General features: G+C 63.6%; 13 protein-coding genes. 9 read left to right on the top strand and 4 right to left on the bottom strand.

What is annotated here, in order from left to right; genetic code table 11:
* Window positions 1-275: 275 nt before the first annotated feature.
* Window positions 276-2,237, bottom strand: coding sequence for an ABC transporter ATP-binding protein (locus DSM100688_RS10290; RefSeq protein WP_163146954.1), 1,962 nt, complete (start codon window positions 2,235-2,237; stop codon window positions 276-278).
* A gap of 496 nt (window positions 2,238-2,733) precedes the next feature.
* Between DSM100688_RS10290 and DSM100688_RS10295 the strand changes: the two genes are divergently transcribed.
* The 5 genes from DSM100688_RS10295 (at window position 2,734) to DSM100688_RS10315 (ending at window position 10,473) form a co-directional block, all read left to right on the top strand.
* Window positions 2,734-4,131, top strand: a complete 1,398-nt coding sequence (locus DSM100688_RS10295; protein ID WP_152359011.1) for an ABC transporter substrate-binding protein — start codon at window positions 2,734-2,736, stop codon at window positions 4,129-4,131.
* 228 nt (window positions 4,132-4,359) lie between these two features.
* A complete protein-coding gene (locus tag DSM100688_RS10300; protein ID WP_152359012.1) occupies window positions 4,360-5,409 on the top strand; it encodes a carbohydrate ABC transporter permease in 1,050 nt (349 codons plus the stop codon).
* Window positions 5,406-6,302, top strand: a complete 897-nt coding sequence (locus tag DSM100688_RS10305) for a carbohydrate ABC transporter permease (RefSeq protein WP_033492665.1) — start codon at window positions 5,406-5,408, stop codon at window positions 6,300-6,302. Before DSM100688_RS10300 ends, DSM100688_RS10305 begins: the two co-directional genes overlap by 4 nt.
* Before the next feature lie 157 nt (window positions 6,303-6,459).
* Complete coding sequence (locus DSM100688_RS10310; RefSeq protein WP_152359013.1) at window positions 6,460-9,231, top strand: glycoside hydrolase family 2 protein; 2,772 nt, start codon at window positions 6,460-6,462, stop codon at window positions 9,229-9,231.
* Between the two features lie 219 nt (window positions 9,232-9,450).
* The gene (locus DSM100688_RS10315) at window positions 9,451-10,473 is read left to right on the top strand and encodes a LacI family DNA-binding transcriptional regulator (protein WP_152359014.1); all 1,023 of its coding nucleotides are present in this window, start codon (window positions 9,451-9,453) and stop codon (window positions 10,471-10,473) included.
* A 79-nt stretch (window positions 10,474-10,552) separates the two neighbouring features.
* Here the strand turns inward: DSM100688_RS10315 and DSM100688_RS10320 are convergent, their stop codons facing one another.
* The 3 genes from DSM100688_RS10320 to DSM100688_RS10330 form a co-directional block, all read right to left on the bottom strand.
* Complete coding sequence (locus DSM100688_RS10320; RefSeq protein WP_152359015.1) at window positions 10,553-11,890, bottom strand: ATP-binding protein; 1,338 nt, start codon at window positions 11,888-11,890, stop codon at window positions 10,553-10,555.
* A 207-nt stretch (window positions 11,891-12,097) separates the two neighbouring features.
* Window positions 12,098-12,748, bottom strand: a complete 651-nt coding sequence (locus DSM100688_RS10325) for a YesL family protein (RefSeq protein WP_152359016.1) — start codon at window positions 12,746-12,748, stop codon at window positions 12,098-12,100.
* 70 nt (window positions 12,749-12,818) lie between these two features.
* Complete coding sequence (locus DSM100688_RS10330) at window positions 12,819-13,754, bottom strand: hypothetical protein (RefSeq protein WP_152359017.1); 936 nt, start codon at window positions 13,752-13,754, stop codon at window positions 12,819-12,821.
* A gap of 187 nt (window positions 13,755-13,941) precedes the next feature.
* Here DSM100688_RS10330 and yicI point away from each other — a divergent pair, with 187 nt between their 5' ends.
* The 4 genes from yicI (at window position 13,942) to DSM100688_RS10350 (ending at window position 21,326) form a co-directional block, all read left to right on the top strand.
* Window positions 13,942-16,155 (top strand): alpha-xylosidase, encoded by a 2,214-nt coding sequence (gene yicI, locus DSM100688_RS10335; protein ID WP_152359018.1) that lies wholly within the window; start codon window positions 13,942-13,944, stop codon window positions 16,153-16,155.
* 183 nt (window positions 16,156-16,338) lie between these two features.
* A complete protein-coding gene (locus DSM100688_RS10340) occupies window positions 16,339-18,564 on the top strand; it encodes an alpha-galactosidase (RefSeq protein WP_239519441.1) in 2,226 nt (741 codons plus the stop codon).
* Window positions 18,565-18,753: 189 nt separating this feature from the next.
* Entirely contained in the window at window positions 18,754-19,896 is a 1,143-nt protein-coding gene (locus tag DSM100688_RS10345; protein WP_152359019.1) for a glycosyl hydrolase, read from the top strand.
* A 152-nt stretch (window positions 19,897-20,048) separates the two neighbouring features.
* Window positions 20,049-21,326: a serine hydrolase domain-containing protein gene (locus DSM100688_RS10350; protein ID WP_204316733.1), complete on the top strand. Its 1,278-nt coding sequence runs from the start codon at window positions 20,049-20,051 to the stop codon at window positions 21,324-21,326.
* The last annotated feature ends 167 nt before the right edge of the window (window positions 21,327-21,493 follow it).

Below are 21,493 nucleotides of genomic sequence, written 5' to 3' on the forward strand. Positions count from 1 at the left end.
GATGCCTCAACCTTTCAACGGACATACAGCCGATTAGCGGGGTGAAATCGGCTGTATGTCCGTTAGAGAGAGGATTGGCGGTGAGAGGACGCTGGGCCGATGAAGAGGTTCTTGCCCGGTGTTGGGACGTTCCCAAGTCCTTATTCGTTTCCCCTTCAACGGACATACAGCCGATTTCCCCGCCCGAATCGGCTGTATGTCCGTTAAGGCGGGTGGCGGAAATGTCTCGCTGAGCGCCGGCTCAGCGAGACATTTCCGCCACGCGCCGCAAGCCCCTACTCCTGCAGGGTTTTGAGGCGGTAGAACTTGCCGCGGGCGGCCATGAGGTCGTCGTAGGAGCCGGACTCGACGGCGCGCCCGTGCTCCATCACCACGATCCGATCGGCGTTGCGGATCGTGGACAGGCGGTGCGCCACCATGAACGTCGTGCACTGGCCCATCATGTGGTCGATCGCGGCCTGCACCTTGCGCTCCGACGCCGAGTCGAGCGCGCTCGTCGCCTCGTCGAAGATGATGATGCGCGGATGCCGGATCAGCGCCCGTGCGATCGCGATCCGCTGCCGCTGCCCGCCCGAGAGCGTCCCACCGTGCTCGCCGAGCTGCGTATCCAATCCCTCCGGCAGCTCGGCCACCACGTCGTCCAGCCCGACCTCGCGCACCACGCGTTCCACCTCGGCGTCGTTCACGTCGCCGAGCCCGTAGATGATGTTGTCGCGCAGCGTGCCCGAGAACAGGATCGTGTTCTGCGGCACCACGGCGATCTGCCGACGGTACGCGTCGAGATCCATCTCCTTCAAATCGATCCCGTCCACAAGCACCGATCCGGCCTGCGGCACGCCGAACCCGATGAGCAGCTTGAGCAGCGTCGACTTGCCCGACCCCGAATCGCCCACGAACGCGAGCGACTGCCCGGCCGGCACCGTGAGCGAGAAGTCGCGCAACACCATCGGATAGTCAGGGCTGTAGCGGAAGTCCACATGCCGGAACTCCACGTCGCCGCGCAACCGCGCCGGCTCCACGTCGCGCGCGTTGCGCTCCACGTCCGTCTCCTGCAGGATCTCGCCGATCGACGACACCGACTCCATGCCCTTGGTGAGCACCGGGTACAGGTTGATCAGCGATGAGATCGAGTTGACGATCTGCGCGAAGTACGTCTGGAACAGCACCACGTCGCCGATCTGGATGCGTCCGTTGAGCGCGAGGTACGACGTGAACGCGAGGCACCCGAGCTGGAACACCTGGAACACGACCCAGCTCGTCGCGCCGAACAGCCCGTTGACGACGTCGAGCCGCAGGCCGGTGTCGTGGATGTGGTTGAGTCGCTTGCTCATGTGGTCGATCTCGACGTGCTGCAGGCCGTGCGCGCGCGTGACGGGGATCATCTCGATCATTTCGGCGACGGCGGCCTGCGTCTGTTCCATCTGGGAGCGGAAGTCGTGGTTTGACTGGCGGATCGGCTTGCGGAAGCAGTAGATCGCGATGACGGCGGCCGGCACGGTGAGCGCGAAGAACAGCAGCACGGTGGGGCTGTGCATGGCGGTGACCACGATGGCGATGGTGATGTCGAGCGCGATGATCGGCAGGCTGCGGTAGGTCTGGTCGATGAGGACCTCGACGTTTTCGACGTCGCGCATGACCTTCGACAGCAGGCGACCGGACTGCGTTTCGTTGTGGAAGCGGATGGACAGCTGCTGCAGTTTGACGACGAGGCTGCCGCGCAGCTTGCGTTCGATGTTGCGGTTGACGCGGCCGAACTGCAGGGCGACGGTCCAGGTACTCAGTACGTTCTGCAGGACGAAGACGAGCGCGACGGTGAGGTTGACCCATAGTTCGCTGAGGTCGTGCTGGTCACGGTAGGTGATGATGTTGATGATGTTGCTGGTGACGATCGGCAGCACCCAGCACGGCGACTGTTTGGCGACGAGCGCGAGCGTGGCGATGGCGAGCCGGCCGCCGGAGCCGCGGAAGAAGCTCAGGAGGATGTGGACGGGGTGGCCGGCGTTGCGTCGGTAGGCGTTGATGTATTCGGTGAACGACCACGGTGTGTCCGGCGGGACGTCGGCGGTCCAGCGGTCGTCGCCGTCGCTGCGTGTGTTTCCTACGGTTGCCGCGGCCGATGATGTGGCAGTATCGGTGGGCGATGCGGCAGTATCCGCAATCGTTGTGGATGGTGTGGTTGCGGTCTGTGCGGGGGACTGCAGATCGTCGGGGGTGGGTTCGTCAGTCGGTGCGGACATTGACTCTCCTCGCGTGCTTCGTTGCGGTGTTTGCGGTAACAGACTAGTAAATACAAGGGATAACGTAACCGGTTCAGTAAATGGCATACATTACTGAAGAAAGTTAAGGTAATGGCGACGCGCTTTGCGGGCGCAAGCCGCGCGACACGCCGGGAAAACGACCGGATAAACTTATGGATTCAGTTAAGTACGAACGTACCTATCGGCTATGAACGTACGCACAAGATCAATGATTGCAACGATTGTGAAGCATCGACATCAGTCTGAACCGATACTGTTGCGATCGCTGGTCGTCGGTATGTTTAACGGAGTTACTTAACCGGTTGACAAAACCAAAAGTGCGGTGTTATATTGATACCAACAACGCAAACCCAGTAAACGCAAGGATTTGCGAAGTATTCGCCGCTAAAGTTCATTGCTGAGCGACGGCGGAAACCAGGAAAAGGGACTGAAGGCTTTCACCTATTCAGTTACTGAAATGGCAAAGGAGACAGGAATGAAAGCACTCAAGAAGATCGTGACCGCGGCCACCGCCGCCGTCTGCGCCATCAGCATGGCGGCCTGCGGCAGCAGCAACGGTTCCGACGGCGCCACCGACCTGACCTACGACAAGATCGAGCTCGGCACCACCGGCAAGGACATCAAGACCACCATCAACCTGTTCACCCAGCGCACCGACATGCTGCAGGACTCCTACAACGGCACCACGTGGAAGCAGTACCTCAAGGAGTTCAACAAGCTGTATCCGGGCATCACCGTCAAGGTCGAAGGCGGTACCAACTACGGCGACGCCGCGCTGACCCGCCTGCAGGGCGGCGACTGGGGCGACATGATGATGATCCCGACCGTCGACGCCTCCGAACTGCAGAACTACTTCCTGCCCTACGGCACCGTCGACACCCTGAAGGATCAGGTGCACTACGTGTACGGCCAGCAGTACGACGGCAAGGTCTATGGCATCTCCTCCACCGGCAACGCGGTCGGTATCGTCTACAACAAGAAGGTCTTCAAGGACGCCGGCATCACCGAGAACCCGAAGACCCCGGAGGAGTTCATCAACGACCTCAAGCTCATCAAGGAGAAGACCGACGCCATCCCGCTGTACACCAACTACGCGGCCGGCTGGACCATGGGCGCCTGGGACGCCTACATTGGCGGCACCGCCACCGGCGACCCGAAGTACATGAGCCAGGAGCTGCTGCACACCCAGGATCCGTTCTCCGATCCGGGCGACGGCACCCACGCCTACAACGTCTACAAGATCCTCTACGACGCCGTGGCCGACGGCCTGATCGAGGACGACTTCTCCACCACCGACTGGGAAGGCTCCAAGTCCCAGATGAACTCCGGCAAGATCGCCACCATGGTGCTCGGCTCTTGGGCCGTCTCCCAGATCAAGTCGGTCGGCGCGAACGCCGATGACATCGCCTACATGCCGTTCCCGATCACCGTCGACGGCAAGCAGTACACCTCCTCCACCGGCGACTACGCCTACGGCATCAACAAGGACTCCTCCAAGGAGAACCAGGAAGCCTCGATGATCTTCGTCAAGTGGATGACCGAGAAGTCCAACTTCTCCACCAACGAGGGCGGCCTGCCGGTCGCCAAGAGCCTCGATGGCGAACTGCCGGACGTCTACTCCGAGTTCAAGGACGTGACCTTCGTCGAGGACGAGCCGGCCGTCGAAGGCGAAGAGGACCTCTTCAACGACCTCAACTCCGACTCCGAGCTCAACATCAACGCCGCGGGCGACGCCCGCGTCCAGTCCATCGTCGAGAACGCGGCCAACAAGACCAAGTCCTACGACGACCTGGTCAAGGAGTGGAACGAGAAGTGGAACGCCGCGCTGAAGACCGAGAACGTGGACGTCAAGTACACCACGGTCGTCAAGTAAGCCTCCGCTTACCCAACCCATAACCCAACTTCATCTCCAACCTTCCTCCAAACCCGATCGGGCAGTCGTCAGCGGCAACGCCGGGGGCTGCCCGTTCCCATCTCCACACTTTCCCAACCATCGCACATCACCAACCCCGTCCGGCACACGTCAACGTACATCAGCGCACGACATCGCACGTCAACACAGCGCGGACCGAACGCGGAAACCACACGAAGAGAGGGACCCATGGCCTCGTCAACAGCGGGAACGGCAGTCACCGAAATTCCCGACAACATTCAGCCAAAGGATTGGCGTAAGACAGGGATTATCGTTGCGTTCTCCGCGATTCCGCTCGCCCTGCTCGTCTTCTTCACCTACCTGCCGTTCTTCAACATGGTGGGCTACAGCTTCTACAAGATGAAGTACATCGGCACCCCGAAGTGGGTCGGCCTGCAGAACTACATCGAGGTCTTCACCCGCCCGGATACGCTGTCGTCCCTCAAGCTGAGCCTCTACTACATGGCCGGCGCGCTCATCCAGGTCGCCATCGCGCTCTACTTGTCCACCATGCTCGCATTCAAGGTGCGCGGCGGCGGCTTCTTCAAGGCCGTCTACTTCTTCCCGTACCTCATCAACGGCATCGCGGTCGGCTTCATCTTCAAGTTCTTCTACACCCGCGGCTACGTGTTCGACACCGTACTGCAGTGGTGCGGCTTCCAGCTCGACTCCCTGCCCTACTGGCTTAAGGATCAGCGCATCAACAACTGGTCGCTGGTGGGCGCGTCCATCTGGCGTTACCTCGGCCAGAACGTCATCCTGTTCATCGGCGCGATCATGTCGGTCGACAAGACGCTGTACGAGGCGGCCGAAATCGACGGCGCGAACAAGTGGCAGCAGTTCAAGCACATCATCCTGCCGGGCATCCAGACGATCCTCGTGCTCAACATCATCCTGTCGATCACCGGTTCGCTCTCCGCCTTCGAGGGCCCGTACGTCATCACCACCGGCGCGAACGGCACCGCGACGTACTTCGTCCTCATGGACCAGCTCGCCCACGGCAGCCAGAAGGTCGGCCTCGCGTCCGCCATGGCCGTGGTCCTGCTCATGATCATCCTGATCTGCGCGGTCCTGCAGCAGATGTTCTTCAAGTACGTGTTCCGCGATGCCGACGACGGTGTCGCCAAGGCAAAGAAGAAGGCCGCGAAGATCGAGAAGCAGCGCCGCAAGATGGCGCTCAAGAACGCTCCGATCGTTCGCAACGGCTCCCGTAACAACAAGGAAAAGGCGGTGGCATGATGACTGACGTCGTCGCACAGGCCAAGGCGCGCAGCGCGGCCCGCAGCAACTCGTTCTGGTACAAGGCGAAGAACGGCCTGCTGGTCTTCATCAAGTACTTCTCGCTCATCTTCGTGGCGTTCTGGATGATCGTCCCGCTGGTCAGCTGCTTCGTGACCGCGGCCAAGACCACCAAGGAATACCAGAGCACCTCGGTGATGACCATGCCGAGCAACTGGTTCAACTTCGCGAACTACGTACAGGCGTTCAAGGCGTCGAATATGGCGATCGCGTTCCGCAACTCGCTCACCGTGCTCGTGGTCGTGCTCGTCATCACCACGCTCATCGGCACCATGCTCGCCTACGTGCTTTCCCGCTTCACCTTCCCCGGCAACGCCGTCATCCGCGGCCTGTTCACCGTCGCCGCGCTGCTCCCGGGCATCGCGATGCAGGTCCCGATGTACAAGATGATGGTCCAGATGCACGCCGTCAACACGATGTGGGGCTACATCCTCATGATGTGCGGCACCGACGTCATCTCGATCTACGTGTTCATCCAGTACTTCGAAAACATCTCCACCTCGCTCGACGAGGCGGCCATCATGGACGGCGCGTCCTACTGGACGATCTACTCGCGCATCCTGCTGCCGCTGCTCAAGCCGGCCATCGTCACCTGCATGATTTTGAAGGGCGTGGGTGTGTACAACGAGTACTATGCCTCGAACCTCTACCTGCAGAAGGAAAGCCTGAAGACCGTCGCCATCGCGCTGTACTCCTTCACCGGCCCGATGGGCAGCCAGTACAACCTGATCTGCGCCGGCGTGGTCATCACGCTGCTGCCGATGCTGATCCTGTTCCTCATCTTCCAGAAGCAGATCTACAACGGCGTCGCCGCCGGCGCCGTCAAGGAATAATCCGCCGTGTATCGCCTTGGCTCCCCTCTCTGAGGGGAGCTGTCAGCGCAGCTGACTGAGGGGAGTAAGGAGTCGACGCTCCCGCTCCCCTCAAGTCGCATCATCACGTAACGTATACAATCCATTCCAACCCGTCATCACAACAAGGACGTTCATCATGACCCACACTCCCGAAACCTTCCGCTCGCTCACCGAAGGCTGGACGGTTCGCGCGCTCAACCCGCAGGTCGCCCCGGCCGAGGTCCGCGAGGCCATCGCCGCCGGCATCCCCGCCACCGTCCCCGGCGAAGTCACCCTCGACCTGCTCGCCGCCGGTCTTATCGACGAGCCGTTCGACGGCGACAACGAGAACTACCAGCAGTGGATCGGCGACATCGACTGGCAGTTCGAGACAACGTTCGTATGGCATGCGAACGGTCGCACCCGCCACGATCTCGTCGCGTACGGGCTCGACACCGTCGCTACCGTCGCGATCAACGGCCAGTTCGTCGGCTACGCGCAGAACTACCACCGCTCCTACCGTTGGGACGCGCTCGGCCAGCTGCGCGACGGCGAGAACACACTCACCGTCACGTTCGCGTCGTCCGTACGTGAATCCGACCGTCGCGAACGCGTGCTCGGCTACTACCCGCACACCGAACACCACGCGTTCAACCAGCTGCGCAAGCCGAGCTACCAGTTCGGCTGGGACTGGGGCATCGACGTCGCGAACGCCGGCATGTGGCGCGAGATCGGCATCGACTCGTGGTCCGGCGTGCGCCTTGCCGCCGTGCGCCCGCTCGTCGATGTGCGCCCCGACGGTTCCGGCGTGCTCACCACCACCGTCGAGATCGAACGCGAGGGCGAAGGCCGCGTCATGACCTCGGCCGACGCGCACGTGCAGCAGAAGCCGGTGCCGGTGAGCGTGACCGTGGCCGGGTTCGGTGCGAACGTTACCGTTTCCGGCGAGGTTGAGTACGGACGCGACACCGCGACGCTGACCGCCGTCGTGCCGGACGTGCGCCGCTGGTGGCCGCTCGGCTACGGCGAGCAGCCGCTGTACGACGTGACCGTGACCGCCGGCGCTTCTGCCGCGCCCGCGGACGTGTCCGCCGACGCCAAGTGGACCGGCCGCGTCGGCTTCCGCACCGTCCACGTCGACACCCGCGCCGACGAGATCGGCCGCCCGTTCCAGATCTACGTCAACGACGTGCCGGTGCACGCGCGCGGCTACAACTGGGTGCCGATCGACGCGTTCCTGTCGCGCGGCGACCGTGCGTTCTACGCGGCGCGGTTTGCCGATCTCGTCGAGTCGAATTCGAACATGGTGCGCGCCTGGGGCGGCAGCATCTACGAATCCGACGAATTCTACGACCTCGCCGACGAACTCGGCGTGATGGTCTGGCAGGACTTCATGCTCGCCTGCGCCGCCTATCCGGAGGATGCCGACACCAAGGCCGAGATCGAGGCCGAGGCACGTGAGCATATCAGCCGACTTTCCTCGCACCCGAGCCTGACCGTGTGGAACGGCTCGAACGAGAACTACGTGGCCTACTCCGAGTGGGGCGGCTTCAAGCAGGCGCTGCGCGACGACGATAAGCCGGCCAACGAGTACGGCTACGGCGAAAAGGGCTGGGGCGATTATTATTACGCCGATCTGTTCCCGAAGCTGCTCGCCGAACTCGACCCGACGCACGTCTACCTGCCGAGCTCGCCGATGAGCTTCACCAAGTTCGTCGACGCGAACAAGGATGTGGACGGCACCATGCACATCTGGGACGTGTGGAATCGCGTCGACTACCGCAAGTACGCCGACTACACGCCGCGCTTCGCCGACGAGTTCGGCTACCAGGCGCCGCCGGCGTTCAGCACGCTCACCCGCGTCGTGCACGACGAGACGCTCGAGCCGTTCGGCAAGCAGATGCTCGTGCACCAGAAGGCCATGGGCGGTAATATCAAGCTCGCCCGCGGCATGCGCTCGCACCTGACGCCGGGCAACATCAACGACGTGAGCTACGGCGGCGTGGTGAACGGTAAGCCGTCCGACGGCGAGCACAGCTGGCTCATCCCGACCGACGAGTGGGCGTCGATCGAGGACTGGCACTGGGCGTGCCAGTTGCAGCAGGCGCAGGCGATCCGCTTCGGCGTGGAACATATGCGTTCGCTCGAACCGGTCAACGCGGGCGCGCTGATCTGGCAGCTCAACGACGACTGGCCGGTCGTCTCGTGGGCGGCCGTCGACTACTACGGCCACCGCAAGCCTCTGTGGTACGCGTCGCGCGACTTCTTCGCGCCGTGCTTCGCGACGATCCAGCCGCGCACGAGCGAGCAGTACCGCGAGGACCACAGCTGGGAGGGCGTGCCGACCGCGACCGATCAGCTCGCGCTCGTCGTGGCGAACGATACGCGTGCGGCGTGGAGCGGCACGTGGACGGTGGAACGCCGTGACATCGCCGACGATGCGGTGCTTGCGTCGCAGTCGTTCGACGTGACGTTCGAGGCCGGCAAGCCGGGGCATGTGACGCTGACGTTGGACGAGTCGGTGGTGACGTTCGGTGATCCGTCGCGGGAGATTCTCGTGGCGACGCCGGTCGCGGGCTCCGCTGACGGTGCTGTGACTGACGGTGCCGACGGTGCGGCCGAGTTCGCGCGCGTGATCTACAACCCGGCCGACGTGATCGACCAGCAGCTCGACCGTACGCCGATCGACGCAAACGTTGTCGTCAATGAGAACGGTGGCTACGATCTGACCGTCACCGCGCATGCGTACGTTCGCGACGTGTTCTGCATGGTCGACAAGGTCGACCAGGACGCGTCGATCGACGGCGGCATGGTCACACTGCTGCCGGGCGAATCGGTGACGTGGCACATCACGGCCGCCGCCGGACTCGACCCGGCCGCGTTCGCCGCGTCGAACGTGCTGCGCACTGCCAACGATCTCAAGCGCTGACCCTTTTCGGCTCCCCTCTCCGAGGGGAGCTGTCAGCGTAGCTGACTGAGGGGAGCAGGGCGAGATCGCCCTCTCGTCCCTCGGCCAGCTCCGCTGACAGTCGGGGAGCCAAGACCGTCATATCCCATAACACACAGTCATTCCACGCCACATCGTCGGTACAATAAGTAGCAGTCATAACCGTACTCAACCGCTACAGTAAGAAAGGAGAACGGAACCATGCTCAAGTCAAAGGTGACCATCTCCGACGTGGCCAAAGCCGCCGGCGTATCCAGCAGTGCCGTCTCCTACGCCCTGAACGACAAGCCGGGCGTATCCGCCGCAACGCGCGACAAAGTACTCAAGGTCGCCGACAAAATGGGCTGGCGTCCGAACATGGCCGCCAAATCGCTGTCCAACGCGAGCGTGCAGTCCATCGGCATGGTCATGACCTACGATACGCAGGTGCTGTCTGTCGAAACGTACACGATGGAGCTCATCGCCGGCCTGACCTCCGAACTGGAGAAGGAAGGCTACTCGCTGACCATCCGCTACGCCAGCAACCAGCAGGCGGAAATGGACGTGCTGCGCGACTGGATCGCGACCGGCGGCGTCGACGGCGTGCTGCTGACCAACATCGAACTCGGCGATCCGCGCGTCGAACTGTTCTCCGAACATCCCGAAATGCCGGTGCTGCTGCTGTGCGACTCGTCGGTCGCCGGCGGCCTGACCGCACTGTCCGACGACGAACAGAGCACCGCGCACCTGCTCGTCGACTACTGCCACGAGCTCGGACACCAGCGCATCGCCCGCATCGCCGGACCCGAGGAACTGAGCCACACCTTCATCCGCGACAACGCGTTCATGGAGGAGACCGCCGAACTCGACCTGCAGTACAGCTGCTTCCACACCGACTATTCGCCCGAATCCGGGCGCAAGTGCACGGAACGGCTGCTGTCGCTGCCCAAGCCGCCGACCGCCATCATCTATGACAACGATGTCATGGCCGTCTCGGCCGTGCGCACCGCCAAGAAGCTCGGCATCAGCGTGCCGGACCAGCTGTCGATCATCGCGTGGGACGACTCGTTCCTGTGCCAGGTCAACATGCCGTCCATCACCGCGCTGAGCCGCGATGTCGTGGCCCGTGGTCGCGCGTGCGCGCGCATGCTGCTCGGCATGATCGACGGTCAGGACGTCAAATCCACGACCGACGCCCCCAGCGAGCTCGTCTTCCGCGACTCCAGCGGTCCGCTCGTCGGGTGACGGCGTTCCCTCCCTCCTAACGGACAACCAGCCGATTTCGTGCCCCCAATCGGCTGGTTGTCCGTCAAGCAAGTCGGAATCAGTGCGTCGGATCTAGCCATCCGATCGCATAGATCGGCAGATATTCGATGCCGATGTGACCGTCGCTGGCATCAGTTACCTCGACATTGCCATCATGGAACACGTAGGCGTGTGCGAAATCGTAGTTGCCGGTGGCAAGCAGGTTGTTCATCGCACGATGACGCGTGTAATCCTTGCCGGACTTGATCTCGACAAGCGAGACGGAATCCAAGCCGTGCTGGATGACGAAATCCACTTCGCCGATCCTGCTGCGATTGTAGTAATGCAGGCCGAATCCCTGTGCGAACAGTTCCTGCGCAGCGGCATTCTCGAAAATCGAACCGTAATTCATGGTCGAACGGTGATTGATAATATCCAGATCAACGCTGCGCATCAGTCGCGCTGTGAGTAGTCCGACGTCGTTGAGATACAGTTTGAACGAGCTGAGGTCGTCGTGTGCGACGAGAGGGTATTCCGGATCCTGTACTCGTGGTGTCGGCAGCGCGATTCCTGCGTTCGCGAGCCAGTCGAACGCGGTTTGCATGTGCGCGAACCGTACGTTTTCTCCGAGTTTGGAGAACTTGAAGCGTTTGTTTTCGGCGTTGAGTTGGCTGGGAATCATCTCGTAGATGGTCTTGATGTGCCGCCGTTCGACCGGATTGTTGACGTATTTGGTGATGTCGTATTCGTAGGTGTCGAAGATGGCCTGCTGCGTGTTGCGCACCGTGGTGATGTCGGACGAATCGATGAAGGACTGCACGGCGTCAGGCATGCCGCCGATCAGCAGGTATTTGTACCACAGGTCGGTCAGCTTGGCATGCAGAAAACCAGGGATGGGACGATGATCCTGCAGGCAGTCGGCGACGGTGCCCATTGCCGACTCCGGCAGGGAACATGCGGCGCAGAACTCTCGGAAATCCAGCGGATACATGCGTATGGTCTGCAGAAAACCGACGGGAATCGAGCGCACATTGAACACGTCGATGCCGAGCAGTGATCCGGAGACGATGACATCCAGCCCTTTGGCTCCGGACAGGAATTTCAGCCACGTGAGCATGTCCTCGCATGCCTGAATCTCGTCAAGGAACAACAGCGTTTCGCCTGGCGTGATCTGCACGCCGGACAGCACCGACAGACGTAGCAGCAGGTCGTTCGTGTCGGTGGCTTTGCTGACGGTTTCCACGGCCTGCGGTGTTTCGATGAAGTTGATCTCCGCGACGCGGCGGTAGTTGTCGGCGCCGAATTGCCTGATGAGCGTTGTCTTTCCTACCTGTCGCGCGCCGGTGACGAGGAGCCCCTGACGGGTTTTCCGACGCTTCCATTCCGCGAGTTCCGCGTATGCTTTGCGTGTGATCATGAGCGCGTCCTTCAGGTGTTGAAAAATATGGGAGATTACGGAAAAACATAATAATTTATGCTTTTTCATTCCCGTTTTTACATAAGTATAATGGCTTTGTATTCCCGTTTTTACATCTCAACGGACACACAGCTGAAACTGGGGGTGAAATCGGCTGTATGTCCGTTGAGGGGAAAGAGTGTGAGGGACGGGGTCCGCGTCCGGGGATCAGTCTTCGGGGGCGGCGGACTTGGCGGGGAGGGCGATGATGCCGGCCTCGAGCATGAGCCGGATGATGAGCCAGGCGCTGGCGGCGGTGAGCAGCAGTCCCCAGAAGAACACGACCGGGAACAATCCACCCGGCACGAACGTCGCGATCGCGATCGGCAGCAGGTTCAGCACGAGCACCTCCAACGTGACCACTGGGTGCGCCAACGCCACACGGAACGACTGCGCGATCTGCGCGCCCACGCCCAGCTTCGACCGCGACGTGACCGGAAACACGAATCCGGCGCCGGCCATCACAATGACACCGATCGCCATGATGACACCGTATGCAACGGACGCAAACTGCGCGTTCGCCTCCACCTTGGTCAGATACCACAGGTCGAACGTGCCGAGTCCGACGAACGCGGCCGCGATCAGCTCCAACGCGAGCGATGCGCCGAACCGTCGCGTGAACGCCCGCCCGAACTGCCGGATCACGTGCGCATCGTTGTCCTCGTGCAGGTTGCGCACGACCTCGTACATCGCCGCCGTCGACGCGCCGATCGTCACGACCGGCAGGCAGCACACCGCCCATGCGATGTTGACGAGCGCGAGGTCGCCGACGCGCGACATGAACGCGTTGAACGGATTGTCCTGCTGTGCGATTCTCATGTGATGCCCCCCTGCTGGTACTGCTGCTGTCGTTGCGTTGCCGTGATCGAGACTGCGGCTGTCGTCACGGTCACTGGAACAGATAGTCGATGAACCGCTGTACGTTGCCGCTGTTCTTCGCGCCGACGATGACCCCGGTCAGCGCTCTTTTATCGGCCGAGCCGAGCGCGTCCCAGTCCTTGGCGTCGGCGAGACGCAGCCCGTACTGCTCACTTGCGCCTTTGCCTGATCCGTCGTAGTCGATGTCGGTGTCGCGGGAGTCGTCGTAGCCGCGGAACGAGGCGAACGCGTCCTTGAGCGCGGACTTCTGGCTGGCGGTGAGTGTCTTTGTGATTGGCTGGAAGTAGCCGTACCCGGCGAGTTTGGCGAAATCGTCGGCCGAGGCGACGATCATGTCGATTTCGTTGGCGGACAGTCGCGTCTGCAGTTTTGTCAGGCTGTTGTTGTCGGTCAGATCGTAGCCGGCGTCGATGGTGACGCCGCCCTCGCGCCCCTCCGGCAACTTAAGCGATTGAGCTACCTGCGTTTGTAATGTCGTCGCGTCCTGATCGCTCAGTGCGCCGCGTACGACGGCGACGGTGAGTTGCGGTGCGGCCACCGGCGTGAGGATCTGCACGGCCAGATAGACGATGATGGCGACGGCCGCCGCGACAGCGAGCGTACGGGCGAGCAGTTGATCGCGGAAATACGGCCATTTGCGGTCGTTCGGCAATGCGATCAGCGTCGCAACGCGCGACTTGCCGCGGTAGGCGATGCCGCCGGACAGTGTGTTGATCGCCGCGGCCTGATCGTCGGTGATGATACCGGCTGCGTCGTGTGGGTGGTGACGCCGTGACGCCGACGTGTTGCCCTGCTGCGGCGCGGTGTTCCGCGGCGGTTCGCCACCGGCGGCCTGTGATGCGGCGGTCTGTGCGTCGGAATCGGAAGTGGCCCGTGCTGCGTGGCCCGTGATGTTCTGCGCGGCTTGATCCTGCGTATCGTTGGTATTCCGCCGATTCTCAGTCATGATCACACCCTTGCCGCGTTGCTGTCGTGTATGTGGACGCATTCAGTATAACAAAACAAACCGCGTGTTGCTTAACCGATTAAGATATGCTGGTGGTCGCGATATAGTTTTATCGAAAAACTTACGATTCGCGGACACGGTTGACGCGGACCTGATCAACAGCACAGGATCAAGCAAAGGAGCGACGATGAAGTTCACTGACGGCTACTGGTGCGTCCGCCCGCATGTGCAGCGCGCGGCGAGCGAGGAGACCTACCGGATCACGACCACGGCATACGGCGGCGGCGATGACGCGTCCGCACTGCGCGCGCTGGTGCCGAGCACGAGGATCCTGTCGGTCGGCCATACCATGAACCTCGCCACGTTCACCATTACCGTGTCGTCGCCGATGGAGGGCGTCGCGCGCGTGAACATCGAACGCTGGCGCGGCGAATCCGTCGGCCAGGGCTTCCCGATCGTCCCCGGCGACGATGCATCGGTCGGTGTCGCCGCCATCGACGAAACGACCGGCGACGGCACGCTGACCACCGGCGACCTCAAGGTTGCCATCGCCAAGGGCACGCCGTTCTCCATGGATTTCCTTGGGTTGCACACGGCCGCGGGTGCGCCGGGCGCTGCGGCTGCCGCGGACGCCACCGCAGCCGAAACCCCGCTCACCGCCGCCAACGGCCGTGCCATCGCCCACTTCACGCTCGACCCCGACGCACCCGTCGCCAGCGACCCGGTCGGCGAGTTCGGTGCGAGCGAAACCGGCCGCGCCGCCGACGAGTCCGACCGCTACATGCGCGTTCAACTGCACCTCGGCGTCGGCGAAAACGTGTACGGCTTCGGCGAACACTTCGGCCCGTTCGTCAAGAACGGCCAGTCCATCGACGTATGGAACTCGGACGGCGGCACGCAAAGCGAGCAGGCGTACAAGAACGTCCCGTTCTACTTCACCAACCGCGGCTACGGTGTCCTCGTCAACCACCGCGGTCACGTGTCGTTCGAAGTCGGCACCGAAAACGCGGCGGCCGTCCAGTTCTCCGTCCCGGGTGAATCGATTGAGTTCTTCGTCATTCGCGGCGACAATCCCAAGCAAATACTGAACCGCTACACCGCGCTCACCGGCCGTCCGCCGATCGTGCCGGAATGGAGCTACGGCCTGTGGCTGTCCACCTCGTTCACCACGGACTACGACGAGCAGACCGTCTCCGAAATGGTCATGCGCATGCGCGACCTCGACATCCCGCTCAGCGCCTTCCACTACGACTGCTTCTGGATGAAGCCGTTCCAGCTGTGCGACTTCACGTGGGACGAGGATCAGTTCCCGAACCCGACCGCCATGCTCAAGCGGTTCCACGACGAATTCGGCCTGCACATCTGCGTGTGGACGAACCCGTACATCGGCCAGGAATCCGCCGTCTACGACGAGGCCGCAGCCGCCGGCTACCTGCTCAGGAGAGATGACGGCAAGGTCTGGCGCACCGACATGTGGGAGTCCGGCATGGGCATCATCGACGTGACCAACCCGGACGCGCGCGCATGGTACAAGGGCAAGATCAAGGGGCTGCTGCGGCAGGGCGTCGACGCGATCAAGACCGACTTCGGCGAACGCATCCCGTCGCGCGGCGTCGTCTGGCACGACGGCACCGACCCGGCGCTCATGCACAACTGGTTCACGCAGCTGTACAACCAGATCGTGTTCGAGGCGATCACCGAGGAGCGCGGCGAAGGCGAAGCGGTGCTGTACGCGCGCTCGGCCACGGTCGGCGGCCAGATGGAACCCGTGCACTGGGGCGGCGACTGCGAGTCCACGTTCGAGGCGATGGCGCAGAGCCTGCGCGGCGGCCTGTCGCTGCTGAGCTCCGGCTTCGGCTACTGGAGCCATGACATCGGCGGCTTCGAGGACACCGTGCCCGACTCCGACGTGTACAAGCGCTGGGTGGCGTTCGGCCTGCTCAGCTCGCACTCGCGTCTGCACGGCTCGCGCCTGTACCGCGTGCCGTGGCTGTTCGACGACTGGGATCGCGAGCACGGGCGTGAGATTCCGGCCGGGCAGAGCGCGGTCGAGGTGCTGCGTGAGTTCACCAAGCTCAAGCAGAGGCTCCTGCCGTATCTGGTGCGGTGCGGCGAGGAGGCGCACGAACATGGCACGCCGATCATGCGCCCGATGTTCATGGAGTTTCCCGACGATCCGGCTGCGTGGCAGCTCGACCGGCAGTACATGTTCGGGCCCGACCTGCTCGTCGCGCCCGTGTTCTCGCGGGCCGGCGACGTCGAGTACTACCTGCCGGCGGGGCGCTGGACGAACTGGTTCACCGGCGAGGTCGTGGAGCTTGCGGCCGGCGCGTGGCGGCGTGAGACGGGCGTCGGGTTCGACTATGTGCCGCTGTGGGTGCGCGGGGACGCGCAGTTCTGAGGGGCGGCGCGTGAGGCGACACGCCGGAGGAGTGATCACGACACGCACGATGTGTTTTCGGGATCGGCTGTAGATGGCCGATGTGCGGAACGTATCGGGTGTGTCGTGATCACATGATCGGCGTGTCGCCCGCGATATGACGGACGTGACCGACGTGACAGAAGCCATGACATAAGGAGACCAATGATGTTTGACCAAGGACCTCACGCGGTGCTGCGTGGTGGCGGCGTATGCGTGATACTCAAGACCCCGGCGGACGACATGCCGCAGGTGGAGTACTGGGGACGTGACGTCGCCGGTTCGGCGGACGGCTGCCCGCTCAGCGAGTCCGCGCTTGCCGCGCTCGACGCGATGACCCTCAAGGACACGCCGCCGAATAAGCCGGACGCCGCATGGCGCCCGTCGCTCATCCCGCAGGGAGCGGAAGGCTGGGCCGGACGCGCCGGACTCGAGGCGAGTCGCGGCGACCGACCGGTCTACGCGCGCTGGACGCACGTCGAGACCATCGCTGATCAGTCATCGATCACCGTCACCGCAACGGACGACGTCAACGGACTGCGTCTGATCGCAGCATTGCGCATCACCGCATCTGGGCTGGTCATCGCACGGCATACGATCACCAATACGGCCGATCCAGTCGCCGACCAGTCAGTCGCGCAGACCGTTGCGAACGCGGCCGAACCACTGTCCGTCAACTGGCTCGACGCCACCCTGCCCATGCCGAAACGCGTCGATACGCTCACCCAGTTCACCGGTCGCTGGCCGCTCGAAAAGCAACCCGCCACCGCCGCGCTGCCGGTCGGCTCGGTCACGCGCGACTGCCGCCGCGGCAAGACCGGGCACGACAGCCCATGGATGTTCATCGCTTCAGTCGGCACGCCGCGCTCGCAGTCGGGCGAGATCTGGGCCTGTCATCTCGCGTGGAGTGGCAACCAGACGTACCGTGTCGACAATCTGCCCGCGCATGAACCGATGCTCGGTGCGGGCGAACTGCTCGGACCGGGCGAGGTGCGGCTCGCGCCCGGCGAAAGCTACACCGCGCCGGAAGTGTGCTTCTCCTACTCGTCGCGCGGATTGGACGGCATCGCGGACCGCTTCCACGACTGGCTGCGCTCGCTGCCGGGGCATGTGGACGTCACGGCCAAGCCGCGTCCGTTCACGCTCAACACGTGGGAGGCCGTGTATTTCAACCACGACGAGGCGACGCTCAAACGACTCGCCGATCGCGCGGCCGAGGTCGGCGTGGAACGGTTCGTGCTCGACGACGGCTGGTTCCACGAGCGCCGCGACGACACGCGCGGGCTCGGCGACTGGGTGGTCGATCCGGAGGTGTGGCCGGCCGGGCTTGACGGTCTGGCCGCGCACGTGCACGGCCTCGGCATGGAGTTCGGCCTGTGGTTCGAGCCGGAGATGGTCAACCTCGACTCCGATCTGGCACGTGAGCACCCGGATTGGATACTTGCCGCACCTGAAGCGGTTCCGTGTAGGGAGGACCTGTCATATCGCACGCAGTACGTACTCGATCTCGCCAATCCGGACGCGTATGCACACGTGCGCGATCAGATGGCCGCGCTGGTCGAACGGCTCGGCGTGGACTATATCAAGTGGGATCACAACCGCGAGGTCACCGAGCCGATGCACGACGGACACTTCGGCTTGCACGAGCAGACCGAAGCCTGCTATCGCCTGTTCGACGAACTGAAATCACGGTTCCCTGGGCTCGAGATCGAAAGCTGCTCGTCCGGCGGTGCACGCACCGACGCGGGCATCCTGCAGCACGCCGACCGCATCTGGGCGTCCGATTCCAACGATCCGCGCGACCGCGTCGACATTCAGCGCTGGACCGAACTCATTGTGCCGCCCGAAATGATCGGCGCGCACGTCGGCCCGTCGCCTGCGCATTCCACGGCCCGTGCCACCGACCTGAGCTACCGTGCGGCGATCTCCTTAACCGGTTGCTCCGGATTCGAGTGGAACATCCTCGAATGCACGGACGCCGAGATCGACGTGCTGAAATCGTTCGTCGCACTGTACAAGGAGCTGCGCAGACTGCTGCACACCGGCCGCGTGATGCACGCCGACCTGAAGGACCCGTCGTTGCGGGCGCGCGGTGTGGTGAACGACGACCGCACGCACGCCGTATGGGTCGTCGCCACCACCGACAACATCCGCGACTGGCTGGCCGAGCGGCTGCCCGTGACCGGACTTGACCCGGCACGCACCTATCGCGTGCGGATGCGGCGCGAGATCGGCGAATCGCACTGGGGATGGGTGACGCCGCAATGGCTCACCGCCGCGCAGGAGGACGGCGGATTCATTGCGCCTGGACTGCTGCTCGGCAGCGTCGGGCTGCAACTGCCGAACCTGTGGCCGATGCAGGCGATCGTACTTGAGTTCGAGGCGATCTGAGCGGCGGTCGGGCGGGCGGCGCGCGCAGCGACACGCCGGCGGAGTGATCACGACACGCACGATGCGATTTCGGAATCGGCTGCATATGGCCGATGTGCGGAACGCATCAAGCGTGTCGTGATCACATGGCCGGCGTGTCGCAGCCAATCCGCCGCCACGCCGCCGTCATCAACAGCAAAGGAGCATCACATGACCACCCCCGTGGACCCGCAACTCACCCCGCGCACCCGTGCGCTGTTCGACGCCCTGCACGCCCACGCCGGCGAATTCGCCATGTTCGGCCATCAAGGCGACACCTCCGCCCACCACACCACGGACGCCGACTCCGACACGCTCGCCGTCACCGGCTCATACCCCGCCGTGTGGGGCGCCGACCTCGGCCGCATCGAACTCGGCTGGGACGAGAACATCGACCACGTGCCGTTCGCCGACATCCGCAGCGAAGCCCGCCGCGCAGTCGAACTCGGCGCGATCGTCACATTCAGCTGGCATTCGGTCAATCCGATCACCGGAGGCGGCTACGGCGACAACCTTGCCCCCGAATCGGTCGCGGCGGTGCTGCCCGGCGGCGCGCATCACGACAAGTACATCGGCTGGCTCGACCATCTCGCCGACTTCCTGCTGAGCGTGCGCGACGCCGCCGGCGAGCCGATCCCGATCGTCTTCCGCCCGTTCCATGAGCATACCGGCGACTGGTTCTGGTGGTGTCCCGGCTCGCCCGCGCAGCCGACCGACACCACGCCGGAACAGTTCGCCGCGCTGTGGCGCATGACCATCGAGTACCTGCGCGATGTGCGTGGCGTGCATCATGTGCTGTACGCCTATTCGCCCGATCGCAGCCGCATCGACATGACCGACGACGAGACGCTCGAGGCCGGCTATCTGCGCGGCTATCCGGGCGACGAATACGTCGACGTGCTCGGACTCGACGACTACTGGGACATCGACCGCCCGCTTTCCGGTCCGGAAGCGGCCGATCCGCGCGAACGCCACGACAAGTTCGTGCGCATTCTCACGTTGATCGGGCGGCTCGGCAAGGAACGCGGGCGGCTGGCGGCGGTTACGGAGGTTGGGTCGCCGCGTGAGTTCGCGGCTGCGTACGGCGACGATCCGAACACGCCGTGGACGACGTTCCTGCTGAGCGCCGCGAAGGCGAACGAGTACACACGCCGCGCGCTGTGGTACCTGCCGTGGTGCAATTTCGACGGGGCGGAGGACACCGGCGCGTATGGCACGCCGACCGTGGACTCGCCGTACGCCGAGGATTTCCGCAGGTTCGTGCGCGATGATTTCATGCGGTTGGCGGATACGCTGCCGGATATGTATGTGTGATGTTGTGTGGTTGTGCGACACGCCGGTGGGGTGATCACGACACGCTTGATGTGTTTTCGGGATCGGCTTGATACGGCCGATGTGCGGAACGTATCGAGCGTGTCGTGATCACTTGATCGGCGTGTCGTCGAGCGTAGAAGGGGGATATGACCATGACCAATGAACTCATTCAGGACGCGATGGACCGGGCGGTCGATCGCGGCGAGATCGCCGGCGCGACGATGCTGGCCGTGCGGCATGGCGAGGAACGATGGCAGGCCAGCGCCGGCATGCGCAATATCGAGCGCGGCGAGGCGATGACCCGCGACACGATCTTCCGCCTGTATTCGCAGAGCAAACCGGTGACCGGCACGGCCGCGATGATGCTCGTCGAACGCGGACTGCTCGATCTCGCGGCGCCGGTGAGCGAGTATCTGCCGGGATTCAAGGGGCAGCGCGTCACCACGGAGTTCGCGGACGATCGTTCGGCGGGCGACTGGCTGACCAACGACATCCCGACCGATCAGGCTGGCTCAACCGGTTCAGTTATCGGCGACGGTGAACGCACCGTGCCGGCCGAGCGCGAGGTCACCGTCAAGGATCTGCTCACCATGACCTCGGGCCTGCCGTACGGCGACGCGAACTTCGAGGCCGGGCGCCTCGTCGGCAAGGTCTTCGACGAACTCGACGCGCGGCTGCACGGGCCGCATCCGATGGGCACGGTCGAACTGGCGAACCGGCTCGGCGGCTGCCCGCTGCGGTTCCAGCCGGGCTCGCGCTGGATGTACGGCACGAGCGCGGACGTGATCGGCGCGATCGTCGAGGTCGTGAGCGGACGGCGGTTCGGCGACTTCCTGCGCGACGAACTGTTCGAGCCGCTCGGCATGCGCGACACCGCGTTCTACGTGCCGGCCGATCGGATCGATCGTCTGGCGGCGGTGTACGACAATCCCGACAATCCGATCGACCCGGCAAACGCGGGCGGCCCTCTGCGTGAGATCGTCACCGATCATCTCGGCGTGCCATACGCGGCGACCGAGGACCCGGCATATCAGGCTGGCGGCGCGGGGCTGCGCTCCACCGTCGACGACTTCGCGCGGTTCGGGCAGATGCTACTCGGCGGCGGCGAACTGGACGGCGTGCGCGTGCTGCAGCCGGCGACCGTGCGCATGATGACGTCCGGGGCGCTGTTCGCGCGGCATTACCCGGATTTCGAGGGTTGGCAGCCAGGGTGCAACTACAACACGTTCATGCGCATCGTGGAGGAACCGGGGAAGTCGACGATGATCTCGCGCGTCGGCGAATACGGCTGGGACGGGTGGCTCGGCACGTACTTCAGCAACGATCCGGCGACGGGAACGACGTTCCTGTTCATGATTCAGCTGACCAACGCGGGGACGATCGCGGTGACGCGGAAGGTGAAGAACATCGTGAACGCGCATCTGGAGTGACGACACGCCGGCCGGGTGATCACGACGCGCTTGATGCGTTTTCCGGATCGGCGGATCGTCGCCGATGTTCGGGTCGTATCAAGCGTGTCGTGATCAGGTGAGCGGCGTGTCGCGCGTATCGTCGTCCGCCGGACGGTCCGGACGGCGTGTCGCATCGTCCGTCAGTC

It is taken from the genome of Bifidobacterium ramosum (assembly GCF_009299505.1).
Taxonomy (GTDB): domain Bacteria; phylum Actinomycetota; class Actinomycetes; order Actinomycetales; family Bifidobacteriaceae; genus Bifidobacterium; species Bifidobacterium ramosum.